Raw genomic sequence first — 23,130 nt, 5'->3', positions numbered from 1 at the left:
TCACCGCGCGGGGGAAAAGTCAATGCGTTCGGCGTGTCCCCAGAACGCTTCTAAATTGTAGAACTCCCGCTCTTGAGGCTTCAAGATGTGAACGATCGCGTCGCCGTAGTCCATGACTACCCAACTGGCGTCTGACAGCCCTTGTGTACGCAGCGGCAAGCGTTGCCACTCTTCTTCCACTTGGTCTGCTATCGCTTGGGAGATGGCTCGTACCTGCACGTTGGAAAATCCGGTGACGATCGCAAAGTAGTCTGCCAAATAGGATACTTCTGACACGCGCAGCAATACAATATCTACTGCTTTGCGGTCTTCTGCTGCTTGGGCAACGGTCACGATCAGGCCGCGAGCGTCGTCTGGGGAGGTGCCGTCGGTTGCTGTAGACTGGGCCCTGGAGTATTCGAGTTGGGTTAGATCTGACATTAAGTGTTTAAGTTCCTAATTGATACGGTAAGGAAGAATGGGTGCGCTATTCGCTTTCGGTTGTTGGCAGTTTGAGACGGGAAATAGGAGTTAGGTTGAAGCCAAAAGTAAGGACAGGATTTCTGGTGAATTTTACTTTCAACTTGTGATTTGTTCGATCGACTTCTGCGTCGAATTTCCTGTTTCCTGCGATTCGCGGGCCATTTGCAGCGCCCAATTCCGCGTAAGTACGGTGCGGGGGTGGATGTAGCAGCGAGTTTCTAGCAAATATTTAAGAGAATAATCGCTAGTTTGCCACACGGCTGCATAAAGATTTTGCCTGCTTGCCTCGCGCAGTGCTTCTAGTGCGGCTGTGTTGCCGCGGCTTGGCTCTATGGTATCTGCTATGAATACGGTACAACTGAGCTGGCTCATGTTTGGTCTGCCGAGGGTGTGATTGGCGATTGCTTCCAAAATTTCTCGATCGACCACCCCGAATTCGTCTCTGGCGACGATCGCGCTCGCGTCTGCGTGCAGCAAATGCGGGTGTGCTTCTAACACTGAGTCTAACTCTAAACCTTCCTTCTGGGCCATTTGCAGCAGCAGTTGAGGTTTGAAGTATTTTGCCAAATCGTGCAACAAACCGGCCGATCGGGCTTTTGCTTCGTCGAGGCCGTAATGGCGAGCCAAGTCACCTGCTACCTGTTCGACTCCCAGAATGTGTTTGATGCGGGCAGCAGGAACGCGGTCACAGAGCCAAGCTAGGACGTTTTCGCGCGCGGGTACAACTGTCAAATATTAACTCCTAAATTGTAGGATCTCCTATTTTAGCGTTTTGTTTCGATCGGCTGCTTGTTTGGGTTATTTGGTGTTTGGTGAAGTGCCGGCGCGGGCGATATTGGTAGGTGCTGCGGTGCTGCTGTTCGGGGTTGCGATCGGCACGAAACAGGGAAGGTGGAGAGTTTTGCAGATTTGAGGGCGAGGCGATAGCGCATAGGTTTACAGCCATAATATACTGTTTATCAAGTTAAGGTTTCGACTGCTTTCTTCTAAGATCGTTAGGTAAAAACTTATCAATTTCTTCATCAGAAAATGTCATTATATCGGAGCAATGCGCCGCTAATCATGCGGTTGGTGACATCGTTAAAAAATTGGCGAATAACATCTTTGCGATCGCGCCCCGTCGCACTCTGAAGACTCCGCAAATAAGCGAACAAACCAGGGCTTTTTATCCCGTCCCGCAGCGTTACCTCATCATTGTTAATGAATTTGAGCAAATCATCGCCGCTCATCCCTTCATCATCAGCAGCCCTATCTCGCCAGCGGTAAGGCGATTCAATCAGTTGCTTGTACCGATCGAGTGTTCCCTCTAAAACAGCTTCTTCTTCTCTGACTTTCTCGGCATCATCTAATAGTTTAAGGAAAAGAATCCAAGTAAATTGGGGCAAACGGTCTAACTCCCATTCATTCCCTTATCTTTCCGCATGATATCTCGTGCAGACTTAATCACGCTCTCCAGACGTTGAGCAGTGGTAACTGGTTTACTGTCAAAAAGTGAGGTTGTGTATCCCATTCTTGAAGTTTTGGCAGAACGTATTTGCGACAAGTCTCAGCTTCATTAGGGCCCATAGCCTTTACACTCAATTTGAATTAGGACAAGGTATGCCGCTCTCATTAATGCTGAGCATTATTATCCCACCTCGACTGCATTCATGTCTGACTATTTAAAATCTCTTAACTCCCCTTATTTGCCAGGAGGAGTGAAATGAGACTATCAATTTTTGTCTTTTATCAAACTGTGGCAAATTCTGTCAAAGGTCTTTTGCTAGGATGGTGAAACCCCAAAACAATATCGCCCTTAGAAATTCCTGCTGCTAGTAAATCATCAACTACGCACAAATCCGTCCAATCTTCTTCCACCCAAATTTTACCCTCTTTAATCCGAAGATACATGGTAATATGGCGGAGCCGTTTTTTGCCATCCCAGCCCGAACGAAACCATAGATAGTGATCTCGTTCTTCGTCAAATGCTAGACGATGCTCTGGCTCTAATTCATCTAGTGCGATCGCCCCTTTGACGGTCATTTCATAATATCCAGTCAATATTTGTTTAATTGTATGGCGATAGTATTCTAATTTATCCATTGCAGAATTTCCTCCTTTGCCATTTCAACTACCATTAACAAAACCTGATTTTCATTAGTAATTACTTGGATAGACTTGCGTTTAAAAAAATCTTGGTATACGATATCATCAATTGCCAAATAGAGCCTGTATTCTGGAGCCGTGAGTTGAATCAGATTGCGGTAGACAATGTATTGACCGAGTGCGCCGTGAAAATCATACATGAGCGATCGCCCAATAAAGCTCTTAATTTCAACAACTATTTTTTGTCCTTGGCGTTCTGCGGCGATCGGCTTTTCTGCTATATCGGCATACAACTCGGCATCCTCATATTTGATGAAGTACGGGTCAGCCGTAATTCTCCAACCATCTTTTAGCAGGGCATTTTTAACTGCATTGTGATAGGTGTCTTTGGCAGGCATTATAAAAACAATTAAATATTACTCGCTCTTTAAATACAGTAAATACATTATAACTCTTAAGATTCGGTTTCACCAAGAAAGAAATAAACAAATAACGGTCGGTACTCACTAACCTAATGAGCGTATTATTTCGGCAAAGGCTGCAACAGCTTATCAGAATGACTCGCTGCCACCGCCGCAAATAAAGCTTCATAATGATTCAAAGCTTCCTCAAATCCGTAATTCTCTACAGCATAATTTCTGCCTTGCTCGCCCAACGCATCCACCAGAGCGGGATTTAAGTACAAATCCTCAACTGCATCTGCCAAAGCCTGCGGATCTTCCGGCGCTACCACCACCCCGCCACCGCTTTGCTGCACTGCTTTCTGGGCCGTACCAGTTTCGGGAACAGACGCCAAAATTGCCCGGCCGCTGGCGAGAATTACTTGAATTTTTGAAGGCATATTGAAGTTAGTAACGCGGCGCTTTTGTACGACTAAACTAACATCAGCAGCAGCTAACAATTCCGGCAATTTTTCTCGCGGTTCAAAGGGCAGCAGCATTACATTATTAGCTTTGTAAGTTTCGCAATCTTGTTGCAAGCGCGCCAAAGCTGTTGATTCCCCGACAATTACAAAAGCGATTTCGGTTATGTGTTTCAAACGAGCCGCTGCTTGGACAACTGTTTGCAAGCCTTGAGTTAGGGCAATATTGCCAGCATAGAGAACGACAAATTTGCCCTTGAGTTTGTGAGTTTCTCGAAATGAGTTATTTTCCTTGGGTAAGGGGCGAATGAAATTGACATCAACCCAATTGGGAACGCAAACTATTTTTTCGGGGGGTACTCCCTGAGAGTGCAATTTTTTGACAAAACCGCTGTCGATGACGCTGACTTGGCTGGCTGTGCAGTAGGCCAATTTTTCCAAAGCGTCAGCAATGCGAACTAGCAGTCCGTTTTTTTTGACCAAGCCGACGCGCACGGCTGCTTCTGAGACGATATCCTGAACGTTGAGGACGATCGGGCAAGCGCGAATCCAGCCGTAAAAGGCGACTGGGACGCAAATCGGTAAAGGGGGCATTGTCGAGAAAATCACGTCGGGACGCCAGCCTCTGAAGGCTTGGACGGCGCTGGAGACGACAAAACTGCCGTCTAGCAAAAGTCGGTCTAGGAGGGTGGGGTGGGGGCCGTTGACGCGCAGATAGCTGCGCTGAATTGTGACGCCGTTGTGCTCTTCGGTGAGGTAAAATTTGCCCTCATATTGCGGATAAATCCGGCGCTGGGGATAGTTGGGCATTCCTGTGACGACTCGGACTTGGTGGCCGCGCTTGACTAGCCCTTGCGCTAGTTCTGTCATCAGGGGGGCAATGCCGATCGGCTCTGGATAATAGTTATAGGAATAAATTAGAATACGCATAATATTTATTTTGAAGCAAATTGTCCCGCAGTCGCGCGCATCGAGCCTGCACCCGCAGAATTGCAGAGGATGTGGTTGGGTTCCGGGTAGGACAATAGGGGGCGAGGGGATCTTCCACTCCTTGGGAAAGAAGCCGCCCTAACCGGGCGGGTATCGCGCCGTCAGGTAATGTTTTTTCGCATTACCAGGCAGTTGCGGCGATCGTCGGTACGGATATACCGAAGGTCGTCTGTGAGCTTGTACATGAACACCAGTCCCCTTTCTCCTTCTCTGTCCAAGGGATCGCGCTGCTCTTGCATGATCGAGTGCAGCTTTGCTTCTAAGTTGAAGGGTTGACCCCTGTCCCAAATCCTAATTTCTAAGTAATCGGCAAATACTTTTACCTCAATGTCTATGGGCGTCGTGGGGGGCAAGTTCTGGTGAGCGTGGCGGACAGCGTTTGTAAAGCCTTCGTTGATTATCAGCCGGCACTGCCACCAGAAATCCGCTGGTATCATGGGCAAAACGATATTCTCCAACCATTCCAAAACGGATGTTAAAGCATTCAGGTCTGTTTCAACCTGAAGGTGCCACTCGGCCTTTGGTTGCTTGTCTTTCATCTTTCTTCCCCCAGGTCGGCCCCCACCACCGCTGTACTCAGCGCCGGAGGGAGAGAAAAAGGAGGGCAAGGTCTTGGCAACATATTAGTTAAGTCAAGCTTGAGTTGAAGAAGCCCGTTTTGCCTCAAGGTGAGCATTCCTTTCGCACCATTTACTCGCACAGCAAATGAGAGACTTCCGATACTGTAACCCGCCTCGGTAGGGCGTTTAAATAGGGAAAATTCCCGAGTCAGCTTGCGAGGAAGCGATTTAAGCTTAGACCGTGTTAGCAGTCGCTACTTTTCTAAAGACAGGTGAGTTCTTCTCGTCCTCGAAAATCATGCTGGGCTCGTTTGAGTATGACCTCGAACTCGCCAATTGCTAATTATTAATGCTCTGATTGCAGAGCTGGCAACTAGCTGTGCATTTTCTGGGCGTGTGAATTTTAACACTTAACGCTAACGTAGGTATCGCTAGCGATCGTCTGCTTGACTAAGTATCGAGTTCGAGTTCGCGCCCTCCGTCGGCAACAGCACCTCAAATTTCAGCGGTGGGTTGTTGCGGGTTCCTACACAGCGCCACTATTTTTGTTAAATAGGACTGTTACAGTTTTGACAATTAGTTTGAGGTCATACACCAAACTCCAGTTTTGTTGGTATTTTAAATCTAAACGGATGACATCTTCAAAATCGCGGACTTGAGAGCGACCGTTGACTTGCCATTCCCCTGTCATGCCGGGTTTGACATCCAAACGCTGCCACTGAGGGACTTCGTAGCGCTCCACTTCGTCTGGGGTAGGCGGTCTAGTGCCGACTAGACTCATTTCGCCTTTGAGCACGTTCCAAAACTGCGGCAGTTCGTCGAGGCTGGTTTTGCGTAAGATGCGCCCGACTTTGGTAATCCGCGGGTCGTTGTCATTTTTGAAAAATGCGCCAGAAGCCTGGTTTTTGATTTGGGCTTTCATGGCTTCGGCGTTGGTACACATCGATCGAAATTTCCAAATCCGAAATTGTTTGCCCATCCAGCCACAGCGGGTTTGACCGAAAAATATTGGGCCTGGATCGTTGATAGTGATGGCTGCAGCTATGGGTACGAACAAAATTCCTGTAATTATCAAACCGACAATTGCCCCAACAATGTCTATCAGTCGCTTCACCCACGATTGCACTGAAGGGTGGGTCATCGGTAACGGAGTGTCCGAGCGGTTGGTCTCTGTGGGAGTTGAGGTTGCAGAGGGCTGCTCGATCGTCAGCACTTGATCTAGGCTGGTGAGAGCAAATACTGCCATCACCTGCGGCTTGAGGCTTCGGAGCACCAAATCGCTGCCGCGCTGTTTAACAAATTTCAGATTGCTGACTAAAGCACCGATCCCGCTACTGTCGATGAATGTCGTCTGACTGAAGTCTAGGACGATTTTGCTGGGAACGGTGCTTCCGGAGAAAAGTTCCTGGCAGGTTGTCTTGAAGTTTACGGCTTCAAGTACGCTCAAGCGCACGGGTATGTGAACGGAGGGAATCTCGTCCAAGTACGTAACCCGAAAATCTGCCTCTGGGGTGTGACTGACCATGAAGTCCTAGTTTCAAATTTCAAGCTGATGTCTTTAGCCTATTCTGTCCTAGCAACTCCTCCTTAGGCTAGCTTTATAAAAACTTTATAAAAACGCCTGCAAACTTGCCCGCCGAGAGTGATATCAAAGACAAAAATAGACTTGAGTTTACCAATTCCAGTTTTGGCCGAAAGATTTTTGAACGCAGTCGCTGCCAAACTTTGACATCGGAATCAAGATTTTTGTGGCTTCGGGCCGATTAATCTGGTCGTTAGTAATTTTTGTGCCTGTCTTGCACCGGGCCACTGCAGTTAACAGTTAACAGCTAACACAGAAGTCAACAGTTAACCGTTAACTGGAAAACCCCCGTAACAAGCGTCGGGGGATGAGGTTAAGAATTGTAGACGTTTTCTGACTGAGAGGTTTCGCGGGTGATGGGTTTGACTTTGGCTTTGGCTTTGGCTGCGTTGCGTTTGAGGGCCTGGAGACGAGCTTCGTATTTAGCCCGCTGCTGTTTTTTGGAGGTTTGCTCGATTAAGGTTTTTAAGGCGCTGCCGAGGCTTTTGTAGGCGTTTGGGAGAGTGTAGCCGAAGCGGGTGGCAAGGGCGAGGGCTTTTTCGTCGGCGTCTACTGCTTCTTTTAAACTTTTCTCTCCGTTGTTTTTTTGGTAAAGTCTCCAGCCGGAGACGCCGCAAAGGGATAGGGCTAGTAACAGCAGCAAACCGTCTTGTACCCAAAGTTCGCCGACGGCGCCGCCTAAACCAATGGCGAGGGCTGCCATTTCCCAACCGTCTCTGGGGATGGTGTCGTTTTGGATTCTGGCGACTTCGTGCCAAAATAGGAGGTTGCGCTGATCCATTGCTAGCTGTTCCCAGCGGATCAGGTCTATTTGGATTTCTACCTGGTCTTTGCCTATTTCTTCGCTGCGGATCAGGGTAGGATTAACTTCTATTGTTTTTTCTACTGTTACCCAACTTTGGAGTTCTGGGGGCAGTATGTTTTTCAAGCGCCGGATCTCACTCATCTCGGCTCTTGCTGTAGAGGTTGCATAGGATGTCATAGCTCCGGCCTATTGATTTTCCAAAGGTTAATATGTGTCTATTTCTGGAGTATAGCAAACCTTGAATCCAAATATAGTCTAGCAACGGGGGTCGATCGACCCATACTGGCAATTTTACTTGGTTTTACTCTCTGGGGGCGATCGCAACTCCCGACTCTATCCTTGACTTTCGACTATTTCATCAACGGTTCGATTTCTTGCCGCAATTTCGACCAAGCCGACAAAACTTCCGGCTTAGAAGTTATGCCTTTTTGAACTAAAACAACTCCGTCCAATACTTCAGCAATTCCGTACAAACCTCGCCGTAGAGCTTCATCGGTAAAACGCACTCCCGCCCGAACTCTACCTCTGTCAACGGGAACTTTTAAATTGTTTTGCTGCAACTGCCACAAATCTAACACCGCATAATCGACATCGACTACTTTTCCCTCTTCGTCTTTCATCTGCATCACTTCTAAACGGATGATGTTCCGGCGGCCCGAAAGGTGGGAAACGATATAACCGCTGGTAGAAACGCTAGCATCTTGGGGAATCAAACTTAAGACTTTTTTGACATTAGCTGCGTGTCCTAGTTGAGCCGGCAAAGATTGATAAACCCAAGGTTGAAAAGAATAAGGAGAGATGAAATACAAAGCTCGATTCGGATTGGAAGTGTACGTAAGCAGTATTGACATACCGATACACCCAATCCAGAAGCGGTGGAACCTGGGTTTGAATTTATGTTGATGTTGCGACCACCACAGGATTGTACCGTAAAATAACCCCGGAATTACAGAAAATGTGTAGCGGGTGTTGATAGAAGTAGCAGCCTGATTAACAACTTGCAGCAACAGAACCAGTAAAGGAAAAACAGTCATTAACCAGGCGCTAGGAGCGATCGCAGGTACAAATGCTAGCGGCAACCAATGACCTAAAAGATATAAAATTCGCTTACTTGCATCTTTAAAAAATACTTCAATTATGAGCTGAGGTTGACTGATAATCGCCCAAAGCAGTTCTAGTGTTGACGGGTTCTCGGTTTTAACAAATTGCCTAAAATAATTAGCCAAGTACAAGCGGGAATTGTCAGCCGAAAACATCGGCATGATTCTATTAGTTACGAACACCACGTAGCTAAAGCTGAGAGCGCACAAAGCTATGCCGACGCGGGGGTAGCGCCGACTGACAATTAAATAGGCTCCGATGCCAAACAAGCTAATTCCAGCATCTTCGCGAGTGCCTAATGTTAAAACTGCGAACAGCCAAAATAGCGACCAGCGCTGCTTTTCTAATGCTAGGAGCAAGCTAAATATAAATAGAGGAATTTGGCAGTGTTCGTAAAAATTTCCCAGCGTCGGGCCGATGACACCATTTGCTCCGTAATAGCTGGCTACTATCATTACCGACAGGGGAACAGATAGATAGTGTCTTGCTAAGAAATACAGCACTATTCCGGCGGCTGCAATTAAAGCAACTTGCAAAACTATCAGGGTAATGGGAGATGGAAATAATGCATAAATCGGCATCCAAATTAGAAAATCGATGACGAAGTGTTGGCCTAAATGGATATAAAATGGGTAGGAAAGTTGTCTGTCTATCAGCGAGGCGCTGGAGGCGGCTGAAGACATTGAACTTTGAAAAAATCTGCCGTGTATGCTATTCCAAAATACTTGGTTAAATAAACCGTGATCGTAGGTGGCTAAGAAGCTTTCGTAGCGGATTATGCTAAAACTTAAAACTAATATAAAAAAGATGGTGGCTAGGATTGTAACTTGACGCAATCCTGTTTGATTGTTCCAGTAGTAGAGAGGTTTAAATTTCATAGTTTTTGGTGAACCCGATATTGGCTCTAAGGTTGACTGAAGTTGTGCTTAAATTCGGAAATAGAAATAAATTTGCCTTTGGTTTTCAGCTTGGTGAGATATTTTTCTAGTTTTTCAACCATTTTCCTACCTGAGTCTTTTTTGACGTAACTGGGTAATTTAAACTGGGAAATATCTGTGAATTCCCAGGGGTGAAAGTAGATGTTCAGATAAGAGTCTGTTTCTAGGGTTAGTTGGGTTGCTAATTCTATCATTGAGAGGGGGAAGTTTTTAAAGCTCAACCAAAATAAGGGAAATCTGATCAGAGGAGTGACTGAAATGGGAAGGTTGAGCAGTTTATTCGTATAATATGCAGTTCGGGGTTTAGATAGGTTGTTGTATCTGCCGGGGATGTAAGTTGGATTCATTGATGAGTTGTATTCGTAGCCTGCTTTTTCTATTTCTGCGTCGTCAACGGGCTGAAGTCTGGCCATCCTGAATCCAGTGATTTCAGTATTAGTTATTTGTTCTAAGGTTTGTTTAGATTTGTGTAAATCTTCTAGGCAAAATTGAGAGTGGTAAAAGCCGTGGGAGGCGATTTCATGGTGTTGTGAAATTTCTCTGATTGTATCTGGGTTGTGGAGTGCAAAGTTAGCTGTAACAAAAAATGTGGCTGTAATATCTAATTTTTCTAGAAGTGCAATAATCTTTGACAATCCTCGGTTAGAAATTTGAAATTTGAGCTCGGATTCCAGGGGTTGACCGTATTCTTCGGGGATGTCAAATTCTTCTATGTCAAAGCTCAACAAGATTGATTTATTCATAGTAGCCTGCGCGGTTGTTGGCTCTAATTTTAAATAAGCATATCAGCATTTTTAGGGAATCTTTGAATATATTGACTTGGGAATTTTTGTAGAGGTGTTGCTGGCAAACCTTGGCTGGAATTTCACCAATTGTATATCTTTTTTTTTTGCTAAAAAAAGCAGTTCTGCATCAAAACAAAATCCAGTAAGTGTTTGGTTTTTAAATATTTCTCGAGCTGGTATTTTGTTAAATCCTTTGAGTCCGGCTTGCATATCTCTATATGGTAGATCGAGAATTTTGCCAGAAATGAAGTTAAATATTTTGCCTGAGATTTTTCGGAGTAAGGTAAGATTTCGGAAGTTTTCTCGTTCGAGATTTCTGCAACCAATTACGACATCAAATTCTTTTAATTTTTTGACTAAGAGTTCGAGGTGTTCGAGGGAGTAAGCTAAGTCGCCATCCATGAAGCAAATGCAGTCGGCGTCTACACATTCGCTGCCTTTTTTGACGGCATATCCTTTGCCTTGACGGTTGCTGTAAGAAATTAGTTTGATGTGATGTGTGGGGAAAGTTTTGAGTTGGTTTTCGAGAATTTGCAGTGTATTGTCGGTCGAGCCGTCATTAACAATAATAAAATTGTAAGCATGGTTTTTTTGGGAAAATTCTAAAATTCTGTCAAAGGTTTGGGCTATGCAATTTGCTTCGTTGTAAACAGGCAGAATTACCGCTATCTTTATCATGGCTGTTCGATCGGATTTCGGTGAAATATGCTAGCACCTCCGGAGGTAAATCACAAGTAAAAAAAATACATAAAAAATTTTACAGAGAAAATTTTACAGAGAAAATTTTACAGAGAAAATTTCTGGCGGCGAGAGGTATTGTTTACTGCTGCTGAGAAAATTGACTTCAACTTCGCCTGGAAAGTGCAAAGACGAAGTTGGACTTTTTGGAACCTTTGAACAGCGGGCAGTTTAGGAGTTGGAGGGTGCTGTCGGAATTGCTGCTGTCGATCGCCCATACTGGCTAATCTAGCTCAAAGGATGATTTTTGAGCAAGCGGGCGATCGCCACTCCTCTAGCACGAATTCTGTCCTGTGAACGGGGGTTGCGGGATAAGTGCGATCGATCGAGATAAATTGTATCATGCTGGAGTTGAGCCAGCTTATCTTTACGGAAAACGCGGGCGATCGACAATCTAAATGCTCCCAGCAGCCAGAAAAACCCTCTTACTCCCACCCGAACCTTCTATCTCATGAGGTTGTAATTGTCAATGGTAAATTATTTAGTTAACAAATTGCCGGAGTATTTTCAATCGGGTATTACGCCCCGAAAAAAACGCATTATTAGCTTTTTACTAGCATTTATCCTAACTTTCATCACTTATCAAGTAATCTTAGAAATCATCACAGTAGAAATTCCGATTTTCGGCTTTCACGATATTGTTGACCTTCAGAATCCCCAGGAAATACCGCCGCTGCGGCGAGAATTTCCCGGCGACTACAGCCAGCAAAATTTGGAACCTTTTTTAGATTATTTAGTTAGCCATAACTATTGGTTTTTGTCATCCCAAGAGCTTTACGAGTATTTCATAGCAAATCCCAAACAGCCCGTGCCGAGTGAATATCGCGATCGCCCGAAAGTCATGATTACTTTTGACGACGGAAATAAAAGCATTTATACGCACTTACTGCCGATTTTAGAAACACTCGAAAATAAATACGGCAAAAAAACCAAAGCAGTTGTATTTATCAACTCCGGCTTTTTGGGTCATCAAGACTCGCTCATAAAAAAGGTAACTTGTCAAGACTTGAGAGACGGAATGCAAAAAGGTTTTTATGATATTCAATCCCACGGACTGAATCACGAAAATTTAACCAAAATTTTTCTGACAGCATTAGAACGAGAATTATCTGAAGATCAAATTAGACTCAGAAAATGCACCCAAGATTTAGACCCAAATCGAACAGTCGCCTCACACATAGCCTACCCGTTTGGCGCTGTCAACAAACAAGTTGACAAATACGTTGCCAAATATTTCTCATCAGGATATTTGTACGACAGTTCCAAATTAAAACTGCGGTTTTTTCCACCCAATAAATACCGAATTTCGCGGTTAACAGTCAATAAAAAACACTCCGCAAAAAGACTCAGCAACCTAGCTTCAGGAAGCTGGCTGCACAAATTAATTGGCAAATAAGCCGGAGATATTCTATTATTTTTGAGCAAAAAAGACTTTTAGTAATATCATGTGCCGTAAATTAACCGTTATTCCGATCCGGGCTAGGTTCACCATTATCTATCAAAAAGCGCCACAACTCCAGTAAACCCGCCCCGGCCGATATCTTGCGGTCAACCAACCGTACTTGATATAAATTAGCATCCCAAACATCAGAGGTAAAAGACATGGTAAAACAAGAAAATAGTTTAGCAGTTGCTGCCGTTTCCCAACGCGCAGACGCCCTGGATGCCCTGCGCGGAATAGCAGTTTTAGCGATGGTTTTATCCGGTACAATAGCCCGCAAAACATTGCCGGCGTGGATGTATCACGCCCAACTGCCACCGCCGGATCACATTTTTAATAACAAACTGCCGGGATTAACCTGGGTTGATTTAGTTTTCCCCTTCTTTTTGTTTGCAATGGGGGCGGCGATACCGCTAGCTTTGTCGCGCCGCATCGCCAAGGGATGGGATACAAAAAAAGTGATTTTATCTATTTTGCAAAGAGGCTTTTTGTTAGCGTCATTTGCGATATTTCTCCAGCACATTCGCCCGACTACAATTAACCCAGACGCATCCATCCCGCAGAAGTGGTGGATGGCCTTGTTTGGATTTTTAATATTATTTTTAATGTATGTTCGCTGGCCGTCCAGGTGGTCTGTGTGGTGGCGGACATCCTTAACCCTTGCTGGTTGGAGTGCCGGAATTAGCTTCGTATCTCACATCAAATATCCCAACGGTGTAGGATTTTTAGTTAGCCGTAGCGATATTATCTTGATGGTACTAGCAAATATGGCCGTTTTCGGCTCGCTAATTTGGCTGTTTACTCGTTCAAATACGTGGTTGCGAGTGGGATTTTTGGGCTTGCTGTTGGCGGCGCGGCTGTCTTCTCATACTGACGGTTGGATTAATTTAGTTTGGCTGTACTCTCCTGCACCTTGGCTGTTTCAATTTGATTATTTAAAGTATTTGTTTGTAGTGATTCCCGGTACGATTGTGGGCGATTTGCTGGGTCGGTGGATAGAGTATTGTTCGCCGGAAGAGGCGAGTTATGCTAGCTGGAAGAGTTGGCGCTATTTCAGCCTTATGGTTTTGATGTTTGCTGTCAATTTAGTCTTGTTAATTGGACTGCAAGCTAGATGGGTGTGGCAGACTGCATTAGTGACGGTGGTGCTGTGTTTCTGCGCTTTGGTTTTGTTGAGAAAGCCAGGGAATGTCACGGAAAATTTATTGAACCGCCTTTACAAATGGGGGTTTTATTGGGTGGTTTTGGGTTTGCTGTTTGAGCCTTATGAAGGCGGAATCAAGAAAGATTCAGCGACGATGAGTTACTTGTTTTTAACGGCGGGAATGGCGATTTTGCTGTTGATTGGGTTGATGATAATTATCGATGTGTTTCAAAGAAAATGGTTTTTGCAGTTGTTTATTGATAACGGGGTGAATCCGATGATTGGCTATGCAGGATTTGCGAATATTATCTGGCCGATTCTGGTTTTAACTAAATTGGAACCGGTGATTATTGAGATGACTTCAACCAATCCGTTTATGGGGTTTTTGAGGGGGTTGGGATATACGGCGATTCTGGCGTTAATTGTGGTAGTTTTTACGAGGTTTAAACTGTTTTTGAGGACATAAATTTTGAGGTTTGTAGTAATAAGTTTAGTGCTTATTGATTCACACTAAGGAGAGGAATTCTGTCCTCTCTACGAAATTATTAAGATTGAAGCGACTTCAAAATACCGCTTTCCAACTGATAAATTGCTGCCATAATCCCGCTTTCAGGATTTGTGAGCAGGGACTTTTTGACATCTTTTAAGTATTCTACAATGTGTTCCCGCAAAATTGGTCTTTCTACTTTGACTGTGTGATTGTAATCCCACAAATCCCAGATAATAATCCCGATGCCGACAATCGGGTCGATTAAACTTACTCCCAACTGACTAGCAACTGTACCGCCTGTTTTCGTGGCTACCTTTGCGGCGGCTTTACTGGCAACTTTTGCGGTAACTTTACTACCAACTTTACCTGCTACTCCCAAAATTAAGGGTTTAGCAACTAAGTAGCCGCTGCCGCCAACTAATACTTTTAATGATAAATTCGAGACGTTTCCTTTGTCGCTAATTGTGGTGGCAATATCGTTCAGATATTTGTCCCACTGTACTTGCGGTATATTATAATTGTTTTGAACTACTTTCACATTCTTGCTAACTTCTGATATGTACAAATTAGCAGTATCTTGAGTGATTAATTGAAATCGCAATTGAGCGTTTTTGGGAACTAACACGCGGTTAGCAAATTCTCTTTGAAAGTCTTCGGTTAATTTTTCGGAAACAGCACGAGATGCGGCTGTCATATCAAATCTGTTGAGTACGGCAGATTTCACGAAATTAAAAGGTACGGTAAACTCCATCTTTTTTTGATTGAAGTAATCGAAGTACCAATCGAGGAAGCTATTGTCTACTCGTGCTATTACTTCGGTTTCCCATTTGTCCAATTCTTTAGATGCGAAAGTTTCGGCAGTTATATGGGATTGTTGGATGGCTTTTTTAACGTCTTGGTTGACTTTGCTGAAATCGTGCGGCGGCGAGACTACAACTGCTGTGGTTCCCGTATTTGTTAGTGACTGGGAAATTAGAAAGTTACCGAATAGGGGAATGATGACTACTAAAATTACGATCGTCCAAATCATCGGTGTCACAGTTTTGATAAACTGACCGATAACTCTGAGACGTTCTGTTTTCTCTGAATAGCTAATTTTTTCCTTGTCTTGGCTCATGGCGGTTTCTCAACTGATGAGAGTTGGGCTAGTTCCGATTATAGGCGGCGCTTCCTGAATTGTGTTACGGGCCTGTGGCCTGAGATTCTGGAAGGGAGCGAATCGGCAAAATCCGAACAGAAGCACAGCGACGGGGAACCAAGTAAATCGCAAAAATTTCTCCTGAAGCTTCGGCTAATGCCAAAACTTCTTGCAAGTTTTCACTGTGAGCGATTAATCGATCGGCATTATGGCAATATATTGATTGCGATATAAATCTAATAACATCCGTCGGTTGCGAGTGAGCCATTTCAGCATTTCACGGCTGTCGCTTGCAGAGGGCGTTGTACTCATATATTTTGGCGTTTATCGAAAATGAAGAGAAGCGATACGTGTTGTGACAGGCGATCGCACTTTCTGTAAAGACAACTGTTAAAAAAATATCACGCGATGCTGCTATCAGGTTGCCCCTTCGCAAAAAAGACATCCAATCACTTAAAAAGTCAGTAAGTAAGTAACTGGGCAATTCGCCGAAAGCCCGAAGGTCAGGCGACTACGAGGTAGCTTAAACGTATGGGCGGCGATCCACCGCCCGAAATGCAAGGCTGTTTTGCATGAGTTACAGCAGCGCGTGACTATCAAATTATAACAAATCAAAGCAATTTATAGCAACGATTTTAGTAAAGAATGCGATCGTTTACTTTTAAAATTCATTCACATCCTCCCGATCGGGAGTATCATGTCTGATATATTCGCAGCTTAATGCTCTATATTTTTTCACGAAATTGATCTGTCTTCTGCCAGATTCTCCAGATGACCAAGTTGTCAAGTCACGCAGCACTTCTAATAGTTCTTCGTCTGTTAACTGTTGCAGCGATTGCTTATTGTAAATTTTATTTAAATATATCTGCTTCACTTTTTTGGAACATCTCAATTCCTTAAGTTTAGTATAAATCAGAGCTACTATGTCGGATTGATTCATAATTGGTTGACTAATATTATTGATTTTAGCCTCTTTTTTGCGACCGTATTTTTCTTTAATCCGCTCAATCTGCTCTTTGAATTTAGCACCTTTTTCAGGATTGACCATTGAGACAAAATTGGCAAAACCTTCAATTGATGCGATGATATCCTCAGACTGTCCCCAGTTGCGATCTTCCAGACCGTCTTTTTCTATTTGATAAAGAACTGCACGAAAATTTTTCAGCTTTTCTCTTGAAACGTTAAGTTTGTCGTTAACTACAATACCAGTCACATCCTGCTGCTGATATCTGCGAATAACTCTAGTTTTCTGTTCATTAATCTCAAAGTCTTCTTGCTCAACAATAAGCCTGGTGTTTTGGAATATCTTACAGATATTGTCAAGACTCTCACCGGAAGCCGAAAAAGTTAGGTCATCAGCATACCGAGTATAATCAAAGCTATATTGTTTTGCCATCGAATGTAATCGCCGATCCAGTCTGCTGCACAGAACATTTGTAATTGCTGGACTTGTTGGTGCTCCCTGTGGCAAGTATCGTTCAGTCCACGAAAGTAAAAATTCTATTTTACCGTTTACTTCAATCTCTTTAATTTTCGGTTCAGTACAAATCAACCCGAAAATTGTTGAGGCAGTTTCCGAATAGCCGAATGATTTGAAAAGTCCCTTAACTCGTATGTAGGAAATAGAAGGAAAAAAATCTTTGAGGTCGATATTGATTATGACTTCTTTGCCTACATGATGCTCTGCATTCGTAACTATAGAATGTTTAAGACGAAAACCGTGAGCAGCATCGTGTAGTTGGATCTTTTCTAAAATATTCTCAAGAATCCACTTTTGAGTTTTCTTCAACAAGTGTGTCGGTGCTGAAATTTTCCTATTTCCACCAGTTTTTTTCGGAATTTGGAAACGGATGTAATGCGATTTTTTGCGAGAAAAAGCCAGAAAGCGCAATCCTTTAACACTAACTCCCATAGCTTGGGCGATCGCTTCATGGGAATTACACAATGGCAAGTTGTTGCTTTGCAGTCGCTCCCGATCGAACTTGGCATTGTTAATACGCTTCTTCTGCAAAACTTGACTATCTTTTAGTTGCCTAGAAAGCCAGCGCTCTAGCTTTTCAAACTCCTCTTCTACAATGCTCTCACACTCTTGTCTTAAAGATTCTATCTCCCAATATGACATAAACTCATCGGGAAATGCGTCTACCAGATCGTCATAGCACTCATACCAGTTTTCATTATGAAATATCAAATTTTGGTCGCTATCATCTGATTTTACATTTTCAGTTTTTTTGAAACAATTTTGCTCTATAAATATTTGTAGATTATTGGATATAGTCGTATATTCTTTATCGTTTAAGAGCCTTGCCGCTTGCTGTAAATCTTCAATAGCTTCCTGCTTATCTGTTTGTCGCCTGCGAATCAAACCTCGGTAGTGATAGGCTTGGACGCAGTTTAGATCGTGACAGATGGCTTGGTTAAAGCATTCAAGAGCTTCGCCGTACTTGCCTTGCATATAATAAGAAATTCCTCGAACAATAAGTTCATTGATATCCATATTATTTCTGCTATCTTCAATTTTTGCTTCCGCCATTACCCTTTATAACCCTTCCTCCTAACTTACTCCGAGGGTTAACTTTTAACCTGCTTTACTTAACACAACCAGAATGTACTGGTCAAGACTAACTCCTTCCCTTTCCGCTTTTTCTGCTAAACTCAAATGTAGAGATTTAGGAATTTGCAACGATAAATTTCCGCTATACTCAATTTCCGTTGTAGGTAAAGGAATCTCATCTTCACACTCATAAGCTGTTTCTATCCATAATTCCCTAGCTTCCTGAATATTCTCCATCGCTTCCGATAAAGTTTCACCCTGAGACATACAGCCAGGAAGGTCTTTGATTATAGCTGTATAACCTTCGGATTCTGGATAAAAACTGATAGGATATTTAAGACTCAAGTAATACTCTAGAGATTTAAGCTTGACTTTCATCTTCTGATTCATCACTCCATTCCTCCAGTTTTAATAGCACAACAATTTGCTTGACGTATACTCCTTTTACCTTTTTACCACCTTTTTTAGAAACTGTAATTTTTAATCCATCAGCATTTCGGAAAGTATGGTGACTTCCTTTCGATCGCTTTTCTTCAAAGCCAAAAGCAGTTAGGATATAGCACACATCGTCAAACCGCACTTCTGGTGGATTTGCTAAAAATTGTTCTACCAGTTTTCCTAACTTGCCCATGAATTTTTACGGATGCTTATACTATTCTAATAAATAAGGGCGGGCATTGCCCACCCTCGCTATGAATCAGGTGTAGTTCAGAAACTAAACCTTCGCTTCTTTCTTCACCAAATCACCCCAGCCCAAATCCTTCAGCGAATTATTCCGGCGCAGCGGACGAGTCACCAACTCCAAAATATCCCGCGCATTACCAAAGCCGTGAATCTGAGCAAAAGTGAACTCAACAGACCATTTAGTATTAATTCCCCGCGCTTCCAAAGGATTAGCGTGAGCCATACCTGTAATCACCAAGTCAATATTCTGCTCGTAAATCCGCTGCAACTGATTGTAATTGTCTGGTTTCTCCACAATCCGAGGAGTAGGAACTCCCATCTCCTGACAAGTCTTTTCTAACAACGCCAATTCGGCCGCCTGATAGCGCTTGTCCATGTAAGGAATGCCAATTTCCGGGCAAGTCATGCCGCAGCGAATCAAGAAACGTGCTAAAGAAATCTCCAGCAAATTGTCTCCCATAAAGAAGACAGATTTGCCGCGAATGATTTGCAGGTAATCTTCCAAACCAGCCCAAATTTGCGCTTCCCGTTCGTCCAAACCTTTTGGTTCAATTCCCAACACTGAGCAAATCTTCTCAATCCAAGCGCGAGTTCCGTCAGGGCCGATCGGGAATGGCGCACCAATTAGCTTGCACTTGCGGCGGCGCATCAACGTAGAAGCTGTGCGCGACAAGAACGGATTCATGCCCGATACATAATAACCTTCTTCCAAGACTGGCAATTCAGTGTAGCGCTTGGAAGGAAGCCAACCGGAAACTTTGATTCCTTGCTTCTTCAATTCTAGAGTTAGCTGAGTAACAACCGGGTCGGGCAAAGAACCGAAAAGTACCAGCGGTGTGTGCTTGACATATTCCGATTCATCTGCTGCAACTTCCTCTTTTTTCTTGCCGAAATTCAGCAGTTGAGAGATAGCATTTCTTTCTTGCTTCTGAGCTTCTACAACCGGAGCTTTGTCAGGGCATTTAGCAGCCATAGCTGCCAAAACGGTATCTTCCCCTTGAGTAAAAGCGTAATCCAAGCCGTTAGCGCGGGCTGTGACGATGGGAATGCCAATTTCTGCTTCGAGTTTCGGCGCTAACCCTTCCAAGTCCATTTTGATGATTTCGGTGGTGCAAGTGCCGATCCAAACAATTACACTGGGGTTGCGATCGCGCTTAATTTGCAAGCACAGCCGCTTCAACTCATCATAATCGTTTAACTGAGCGGAAATATCGCCCTCTTCCAACTCAGCCATCGCATAGCGAGGCTCAGCAAAAATCATCACGCCCATGGCGTTTTGCAAGAAATAGCCGCAAGTCTTGGTACCGATGACCAAGAAAAAACTATCTTCAATTTTTTGATAAAGCCAAGCTACGCAGCTAATCGGACAAAAAGTGTGATAATTGCCTGTTTCGCATTCAAAGTTTAAAGCTTCCGGTTCATTAGTAGTAATAGCAGTCATATCTCAAATCTTCTCCCTTTAAATTGTTTTTCGTCTCGAACAGGACTTGCGGCGGAGCGAGGAAATACTTGGATTTTGCGATGTCTCGGTGCGATCGCCCAGGAGAGGAATAGGTTGTTTTTCCTCTCGAACGCCAACAGGCGCAGTGGCGAGAAAACACCTGTTTTGCGGGATCGCGACGCACAGCGAACAATAAATAGAAATACCTATTTTGGGGCTAATTCCTCTGAAAAATAGATGCAGCAAACTCAATATTTCCGCAGCCGCAGCATCCCAAATTTTAGCTAAAAAATTCTGCGCGAGGGCATATAATCCCTCACAGCAGGGATTTAGTGTTCTTCAACTCACTCGCGGCAAAAAGCCTTTTGGCAGTTGTGAGTTGGAGCTAATTAAAAATTAACAACTCGCAACTCACAACTCACAAATAGAGCGGGAAACTTCAAGACTAGAAGAGATGCGGGCGATCGCGCAACAACCTCACTTAAAATCAGATAAAAAGCCGGAAATTTCTTCATCCTCATCGTCGGAATCCAAATCGCCGAGACCTAGAGCATCTAAATCATCTTCGTCAGGATCTCCGGTAGTTGCTTCCCCCAGATCGTCGAGTCCGAGATCGTCGAGGTCATCGTCATCAGATACAGAGAAATCGTCAATACCGTCATCGTCCAAGTCGCCCAGATCCATGTCTAGGTCATCTGAGGTCGCTGTCCCAAAAGGATCGGGTATTTCTTCGGCGACAAACTCTGCATCTTCTTCCCCAAACGGATCGGAAATCTCCGATTCGAGATCTCCAGAGGTCAAAGTCCCAAATTGTGAGGCTTCTTCTTCCTCGTCATCGCCGAGGTCGAGACCGCCCAAAGCCGAGGCTTCTTCTTCCTCGTCATCGCCGAGGTCGAGACCGCCCAAAGCCAAGGCTTCTTCTTCCTCATCATCATCGCCGAGGTCGAGACCGCCCAAAGCCAAGGCTTCTTCTTCCTCATCATCACCCATATCAAAGTCAGATACGGCGTCTTCCTCATCGTCGCCCATATCAAAGTCAGATACGGCGTCTTCCTCATCGTCGCCCATATCGAAGTCAGATACGGCGTCTTCCTCATCCTCTTCGAGACCGAGACCGTCCAAAGCCGAGGCTTCTTCCTCCTCATCGCCCATGTCGAAGTCGGAGACCGCTTCTTCCTCCTCATCGCCCATGTCGAAGTCGGAGACCGCTTCTTCCTCCTCATCGCCCATGTCGAAGTCGGAGACCGCTTCTTCCTCCTCATCGCCCATGTCGAAGTCGGAGACCGCTTCTTCCTCAAACTCATCGAAGGATTCCTCCTCGGAGCTCAGTGCTGACGCTGCTGCTGCCAGACCGGCTGCTCCGGCGACTCCGGCGGCGACTCCGGCTGCTGCTAAGGCAGCACCGCCCAATTTATTTGATTTGGCTGCGGGTGCAGCAGTGGCAGTTTGAGCGGCTGCGGGTGCAGCAGTGGCAGTTTGAGCGACTGCGGGTGCAGTAGTTGCAGTTTGAGTGGCTGCGGGTGTTGGAGATGTGCCGATCGTCTGCTGCGCGATATTTGAGGGCATACCCAGCGCGATGTCCGGGTCAAAATTGAGTCCCAACACTTCGATCAGGCTGTCTGCATCCGGCTTTAGTTTTGAGAAGGGCAGCATTAATTGCTGGAGTTCCGGCTCCAGGGCAGCCGCAATTCCCAGGATGAGGTAAGAAACAGGCCTTTTCCCGCCGTCGGGTGTGGCGACCGTGTTGTCAGCCGTCATGTGCAGGAGCAGCCAAGCCCGATTTACCTGGTAGTAGTCCAACCACTTCTGTTTGAGAGCAACTGAAAAAGTATCAAAAAAAGCCATAACCTCTTTATCCTCATCCTGATCGCTAGACCTATTAAACCATCATCAGGTCTAGCTCATCTTCCTCCTTCTTGACCACCGGTTGCACTGGATTTAGATAAAAATCTGAAAGTAAGGCGAATAATTCGCGATCGGGCGTGTCGTTGGGTACTACTCCTTCGGGCCTTGCCAAAATCTGGTCAGCGATGTTGAGGTAGTAATCGCAGACGTAGTTGAGGGAAGGATCGCTTTCGGCCATCTCAAACAATGTTTTGCCTTTGACGCGAGAAACTCGGATGTCTTCAATCAGGGGCAGCACTTCCAGCACCGGCATGGGTACAGAGTCAATGTACTTGTCGATCAAGTCGCGCTTTGAGGTGCGGTTGCCAATTAAACCAGCGAGCCGCAACGGGTGAGTGCGGGCTTTTTCGCGGACTGAGGCGGCGATGCGGTTGGCTGCAAATAAAGCGTCGAACCCGTTGTCGGTAACAATCATGCAGTAATCGGCGTAGTTCAAGGGGGCTGCAAAACCGCCGCACACTACGTCACCGAGCACGTCGAACAGGATGATGTCGTATTCGTCGAAGGCATTGAGTTCTTTGAGGAGTTTGACGGTTTCGCCGACTACATAGCCGCCGCAGCCAGCTCCTGCGGGAGGGCCGCCTGCTTCTACGCAGTCAACGCCGCCGTAGCCTTTGTATATGACATCTTCGGGCCAAACGTCTTCGTAGTGATAGTCCTTTTGCTGAAGGGTGTCAATAATTGTGGGGATCAAGAAGCCAGTGAGGGTAAATGTGCTGTCGTGCTTTGGATCGCAACCGATTTGCAAAACTTTCTTGCCGCGCTTGGCTAGGGCAACGGAGATGTTGCAGCTTGTTGTCGATTTGCCAATTCCACCTTTTCCGTAAACTGCGAGTTTCACTCTTTGTTCTCCTATAGGTTTCTATCAAAACGATGAGGGCTGGGTTTTCCTGCTTTTTTTCGATCGCCCAATTGCAATAGCCCAATTGCAATAGCCCAATTGCAATTCCCTTACAGTCAGTCGATTTGAAATTTCAGATTTGAGATTAAACAATCAACTCCACAGATGAATCTGGGGCTTCTCTCTAACTAAAATTTTCGATCTCGACGACTTTTGTTTGGGGCTTGTATCCGTCTTTGGGTTAGGCCAATTTTGGACTCGGCCCTTAGTCACCTCGTTGAAAGCATTATTAGCTAACTTGCGATGAAAAGAAAGGGGGCGTCTAAATGAAAATGCTAGTAAATTTGTTTATTTTGCATCTTTGGGAATCTTAACTGGTTTTTTGGTATAAAAATCTATTTTTATATTTTTTTTAGCTTTTAAATAAATTTTAGAATACTTTCTTAATATAAAGAGGTACAAAAATAAAACAAAAATTAACTTCTCAAACAATCTGGGCTTTTGGCTTTGGGGCTAGGATGCAGGCAGTTGATGGCTTGTGCGGGTAACTGGAACGGTCGTAAAGGCGCTAGTGGATGAGGCAA

Annotated in this window: 25 protein-coding genes; 2 read left to right on the top strand and 23 right to left on the bottom strand. The window is 44.7% G+C overall.

Annotation, left to right across the window (positions count from 1 at the left end; all coding sequences use genetic code 11):
- From rsfS to OSC7112_RS25120, 14 genes are all read right to left on the bottom strand, one after another.
- Positions 1-420, bottom strand: coding sequence for a ribosome silencing factor (gene rsfS, locus OSC7112_RS25180; RefSeq protein WP_015178542.1), 420 nt, complete (start codon positions 418-420; stop codon positions 1-3).
- 138 nt (positions 421-558) lie between these two features.
- Positions 559-1,194, bottom strand: coding sequence for a bis(5'-nucleosyl)-tetraphosphatase (symmetrical) YqeK (yqeK, locus tag OSC7112_RS25175; RefSeq protein ID WP_015178541.1), 636 nt, complete (start codon positions 1,192-1,194; stop codon positions 559-561).
- A 10-nt stretch (positions 1,195-1,204) separates the two neighbouring features.
- Positions 1,205-1,408, bottom strand: coding sequence for a hypothetical protein (locus OSC7112_RS38605; protein WP_150111608.1), 204 nt, complete (start codon positions 1,406-1,408; stop codon positions 1,205-1,207).
- A 76-nt stretch (positions 1,409-1,484) separates the two neighbouring features.
- A complete protein-coding gene (locus OSC7112_RS25170) occupies positions 1,485-1,847 on the bottom strand; it encodes a type I restriction-modification system subunit M N-terminal domain-containing protein (RefSeq protein WP_041622730.1) in 363 nt (120 codons plus the stop codon).
- 343 nt (positions 1,848-2,190) lie between these two features.
- Positions 2,191-2,544, bottom strand: coding sequence for a XisI protein (locus OSC7112_RS25165; RefSeq protein ID WP_015178540.1), 354 nt, complete (start codon positions 2,542-2,544; stop codon positions 2,191-2,193).
- Entirely contained in the window at positions 2,532-2,945 is a 414-nt protein-coding gene (locus tag OSC7112_RS25160) for a XisH family protein (RefSeq protein ID WP_015178539.1), read from the bottom strand. Before OSC7112_RS25160 ends, OSC7112_RS25165 begins: the two co-directional genes overlap by 13 nt.
- 125 nt (positions 2,946-3,070) lie before the next feature.
- Positions 3,071-4,339 (bottom strand): WcaI family glycosyltransferase, encoded by a 1,269-nt coding sequence (locus OSC7112_RS25155; protein ID WP_015178538.1) that lies wholly within the window; start codon positions 4,337-4,339, stop codon positions 3,071-3,073.
- 161 nt (positions 4,340-4,500) lie between these two features.
- On the bottom strand, positions 4,501-4,938 hold the full coding sequence (locus OSC7112_RS25150; protein WP_015178537.1) for an ATP-binding protein: 438 nt from the start codon (positions 4,936-4,938) through the stop codon (positions 4,501-4,503).
- A 547-nt stretch (positions 4,939-5,485) separates the two neighbouring features.
- Positions 5,486-6,484, bottom strand: a complete 999-nt coding sequence (locus OSC7112_RS25145; RefSeq protein WP_015178536.1) for an anti-sigma factor antagonist — start codon at positions 6,482-6,484, stop codon at positions 5,486-5,488.
- Between the two features lie 370 nt (positions 6,485-6,854).
- Complete coding sequence (locus OSC7112_RS25140) at positions 6,855-7,523, bottom strand: DUF3318 domain-containing protein (protein WP_015178535.1); 669 nt, start codon at positions 7,521-7,523, stop codon at positions 6,855-6,857.
- A gap of 173 nt (positions 7,524-7,696) precedes the next feature.
- Positions 7,697-9,325 (bottom strand): DUF2079 domain-containing protein, encoded by a 1,629-nt coding sequence (locus OSC7112_RS25135; RefSeq protein ID WP_015178534.1) that lies wholly within the window; start codon positions 9,323-9,325, stop codon positions 7,697-7,699.
- Positions 9,326-9,351: 26 nt separating this feature from the next.
- A complete protein-coding gene (locus OSC7112_RS25130; protein ID WP_015178533.1) occupies positions 9,352-10,128 on the bottom strand; it encodes a polysaccharide deacetylase family protein in 777 nt (258 codons plus the stop codon).
- 51 nt (positions 10,129-10,179) lie between these two features.
- Positions 10,180-10,848, bottom strand: coding sequence for a glycosyltransferase (locus OSC7112_RS25125; RefSeq protein WP_015178532.1), 669 nt, complete (start codon positions 10,846-10,848; stop codon positions 10,180-10,182).
- A 288-nt stretch (positions 10,849-11,136) separates the two neighbouring features.
- The gene (locus OSC7112_RS25120) at positions 11,137-11,343 is read right to left on the bottom strand and encodes a hypothetical protein (protein WP_041622729.1); all 207 of its coding nucleotides are present in this window, start codon (positions 11,341-11,343) and stop codon (positions 11,137-11,139) included.
- Positions 11,344-11,377: 34 nt separating this feature from the next.
- Between OSC7112_RS25120 and OSC7112_RS25115 the strand changes: the two genes are divergently transcribed.
- Positions 11,378-12,304 (top strand): polysaccharide deacetylase family protein, encoded by a 927-nt coding sequence (locus OSC7112_RS25115; protein WP_015178531.1) that lies wholly within the window; start codon positions 11,378-11,380, stop codon positions 12,302-12,304.
- Positions 12,305-12,365: 61 nt separating this feature from the next.
- On the opposite strand, the gene OSC7112_RS40175 is transcribed toward OSC7112_RS25115, so the two are convergent.
- Positions 12,366-12,512, bottom strand: coding sequence for a hypothetical protein (locus OSC7112_RS40175; protein WP_190274267.1), 147 nt, complete (start codon positions 12,510-12,512; stop codon positions 12,366-12,368).
- Here OSC7112_RS40175 and OSC7112_RS25110 point away from each other — a divergent pair.
- On the top strand, positions 12,511-13,959 hold the full coding sequence (locus tag OSC7112_RS25110; RefSeq protein ID WP_015178530.1) for a DUF5009 domain-containing protein: 1,449 nt from the start codon (positions 12,511-12,513) through the stop codon (positions 13,957-13,959). The genes OSC7112_RS40175 and OSC7112_RS25110 overlap by 2 nt on opposite strands.
- Positions 13,960-14,038: 79 nt before the next feature.
- On the opposite strand, the gene OSC7112_RS25105 is transcribed toward OSC7112_RS25110, so the two are convergent.
- From OSC7112_RS25105 to bchL, 8 genes are all read right to left on the bottom strand, one after another.
- Positions 14,039-15,100 carry a hypothetical protein gene (locus OSC7112_RS25105; protein WP_015178529.1) on the bottom strand — a complete coding sequence of 354 codons (1,062 nt, stop codon included), beginning with the start codon at positions 15,098-15,100 and terminating at the stop codon, positions 14,039-14,041.
- A gap of 64 nt (positions 15,101-15,164) precedes the next feature.
- The gene (locus OSC7112_RS25100; RefSeq protein WP_015178528.1) at positions 15,165-15,389 is read right to left on the bottom strand and encodes a DUF5678 domain-containing protein; all 225 of its coding nucleotides are present in this window, start codon (positions 15,387-15,389) and stop codon (positions 15,165-15,167) included.
- A gap of 393 nt (positions 15,390-15,782) precedes the next feature.
- The gene (locus OSC7112_RS34750) at positions 15,783-17,654 is read right to left on the bottom strand and encodes a reverse transcriptase domain-containing protein (protein WP_015178527.1); all 1,872 of its coding nucleotides are present in this window, start codon (positions 17,652-17,654) and stop codon (positions 15,783-15,785) included.
- A gap of 45 nt (positions 17,655-17,699) precedes the next feature.
- Complete coding sequence (locus OSC7112_RS25090) at positions 17,700-18,065, bottom strand: type II toxin-antitoxin system HicB family antitoxin (RefSeq protein ID WP_015178526.1); 366 nt, start codon at positions 18,063-18,065, stop codon at positions 17,700-17,702.
- Positions 18,037-18,306, bottom strand: a complete 270-nt coding sequence (locus OSC7112_RS25085; RefSeq protein WP_015178525.1) for a type II toxin-antitoxin system HicA family toxin — start codon at positions 18,304-18,306, stop codon at positions 18,037-18,039. Before OSC7112_RS25085 ends, OSC7112_RS25090 begins: the two co-directional genes overlap by 29 nt.
- Before the next feature lie 84 nt (positions 18,307-18,390).
- Positions 18,391-19,800, bottom strand: coding sequence for a ferredoxin:protochlorophyllide reductase (ATP-dependent) subunit N (locus OSC7112_RS25080; protein WP_015178524.1), 1,410 nt, complete (start codon positions 19,798-19,800; stop codon positions 18,391-18,393).
- A 477-nt stretch (positions 19,801-20,277) separates the two neighbouring features.
- Positions 20,278-21,645 carry a DUF5331 domain-containing protein gene (locus tag OSC7112_RS25075; protein ID WP_015178523.1) on the bottom strand — a complete coding sequence of 456 codons (1,368 nt, stop codon included), beginning with the start codon at positions 21,643-21,645 and terminating at the stop codon, positions 20,278-20,280.
- A 34-nt stretch (positions 21,646-21,679) separates the two neighbouring features.
- Complete coding sequence (bchL, locus tag OSC7112_RS25070) at positions 21,680-22,546, bottom strand: ferredoxin:protochlorophyllide reductase (ATP-dependent) iron-sulfur ATP-binding protein (protein WP_015178522.1); 867 nt, start codon at positions 22,544-22,546, stop codon at positions 21,680-21,682.
- Positions 22,547-23,130 lie beyond the last annotated feature (584 nt).

Origin of the sequence: Oscillatoria nigro-viridis PCC 7112 (genome assembly GCF_000317475.1) — a bacterium.
GTDB lineage: Bacteria > Cyanobacteriota > Cyanobacteriia > Cyanobacteriales > Microcoleaceae > Microcoleus > Microcoleus nigroviridis.
This window is presented reverse-complemented; position numbering and strand designations above follow the sequence as displayed.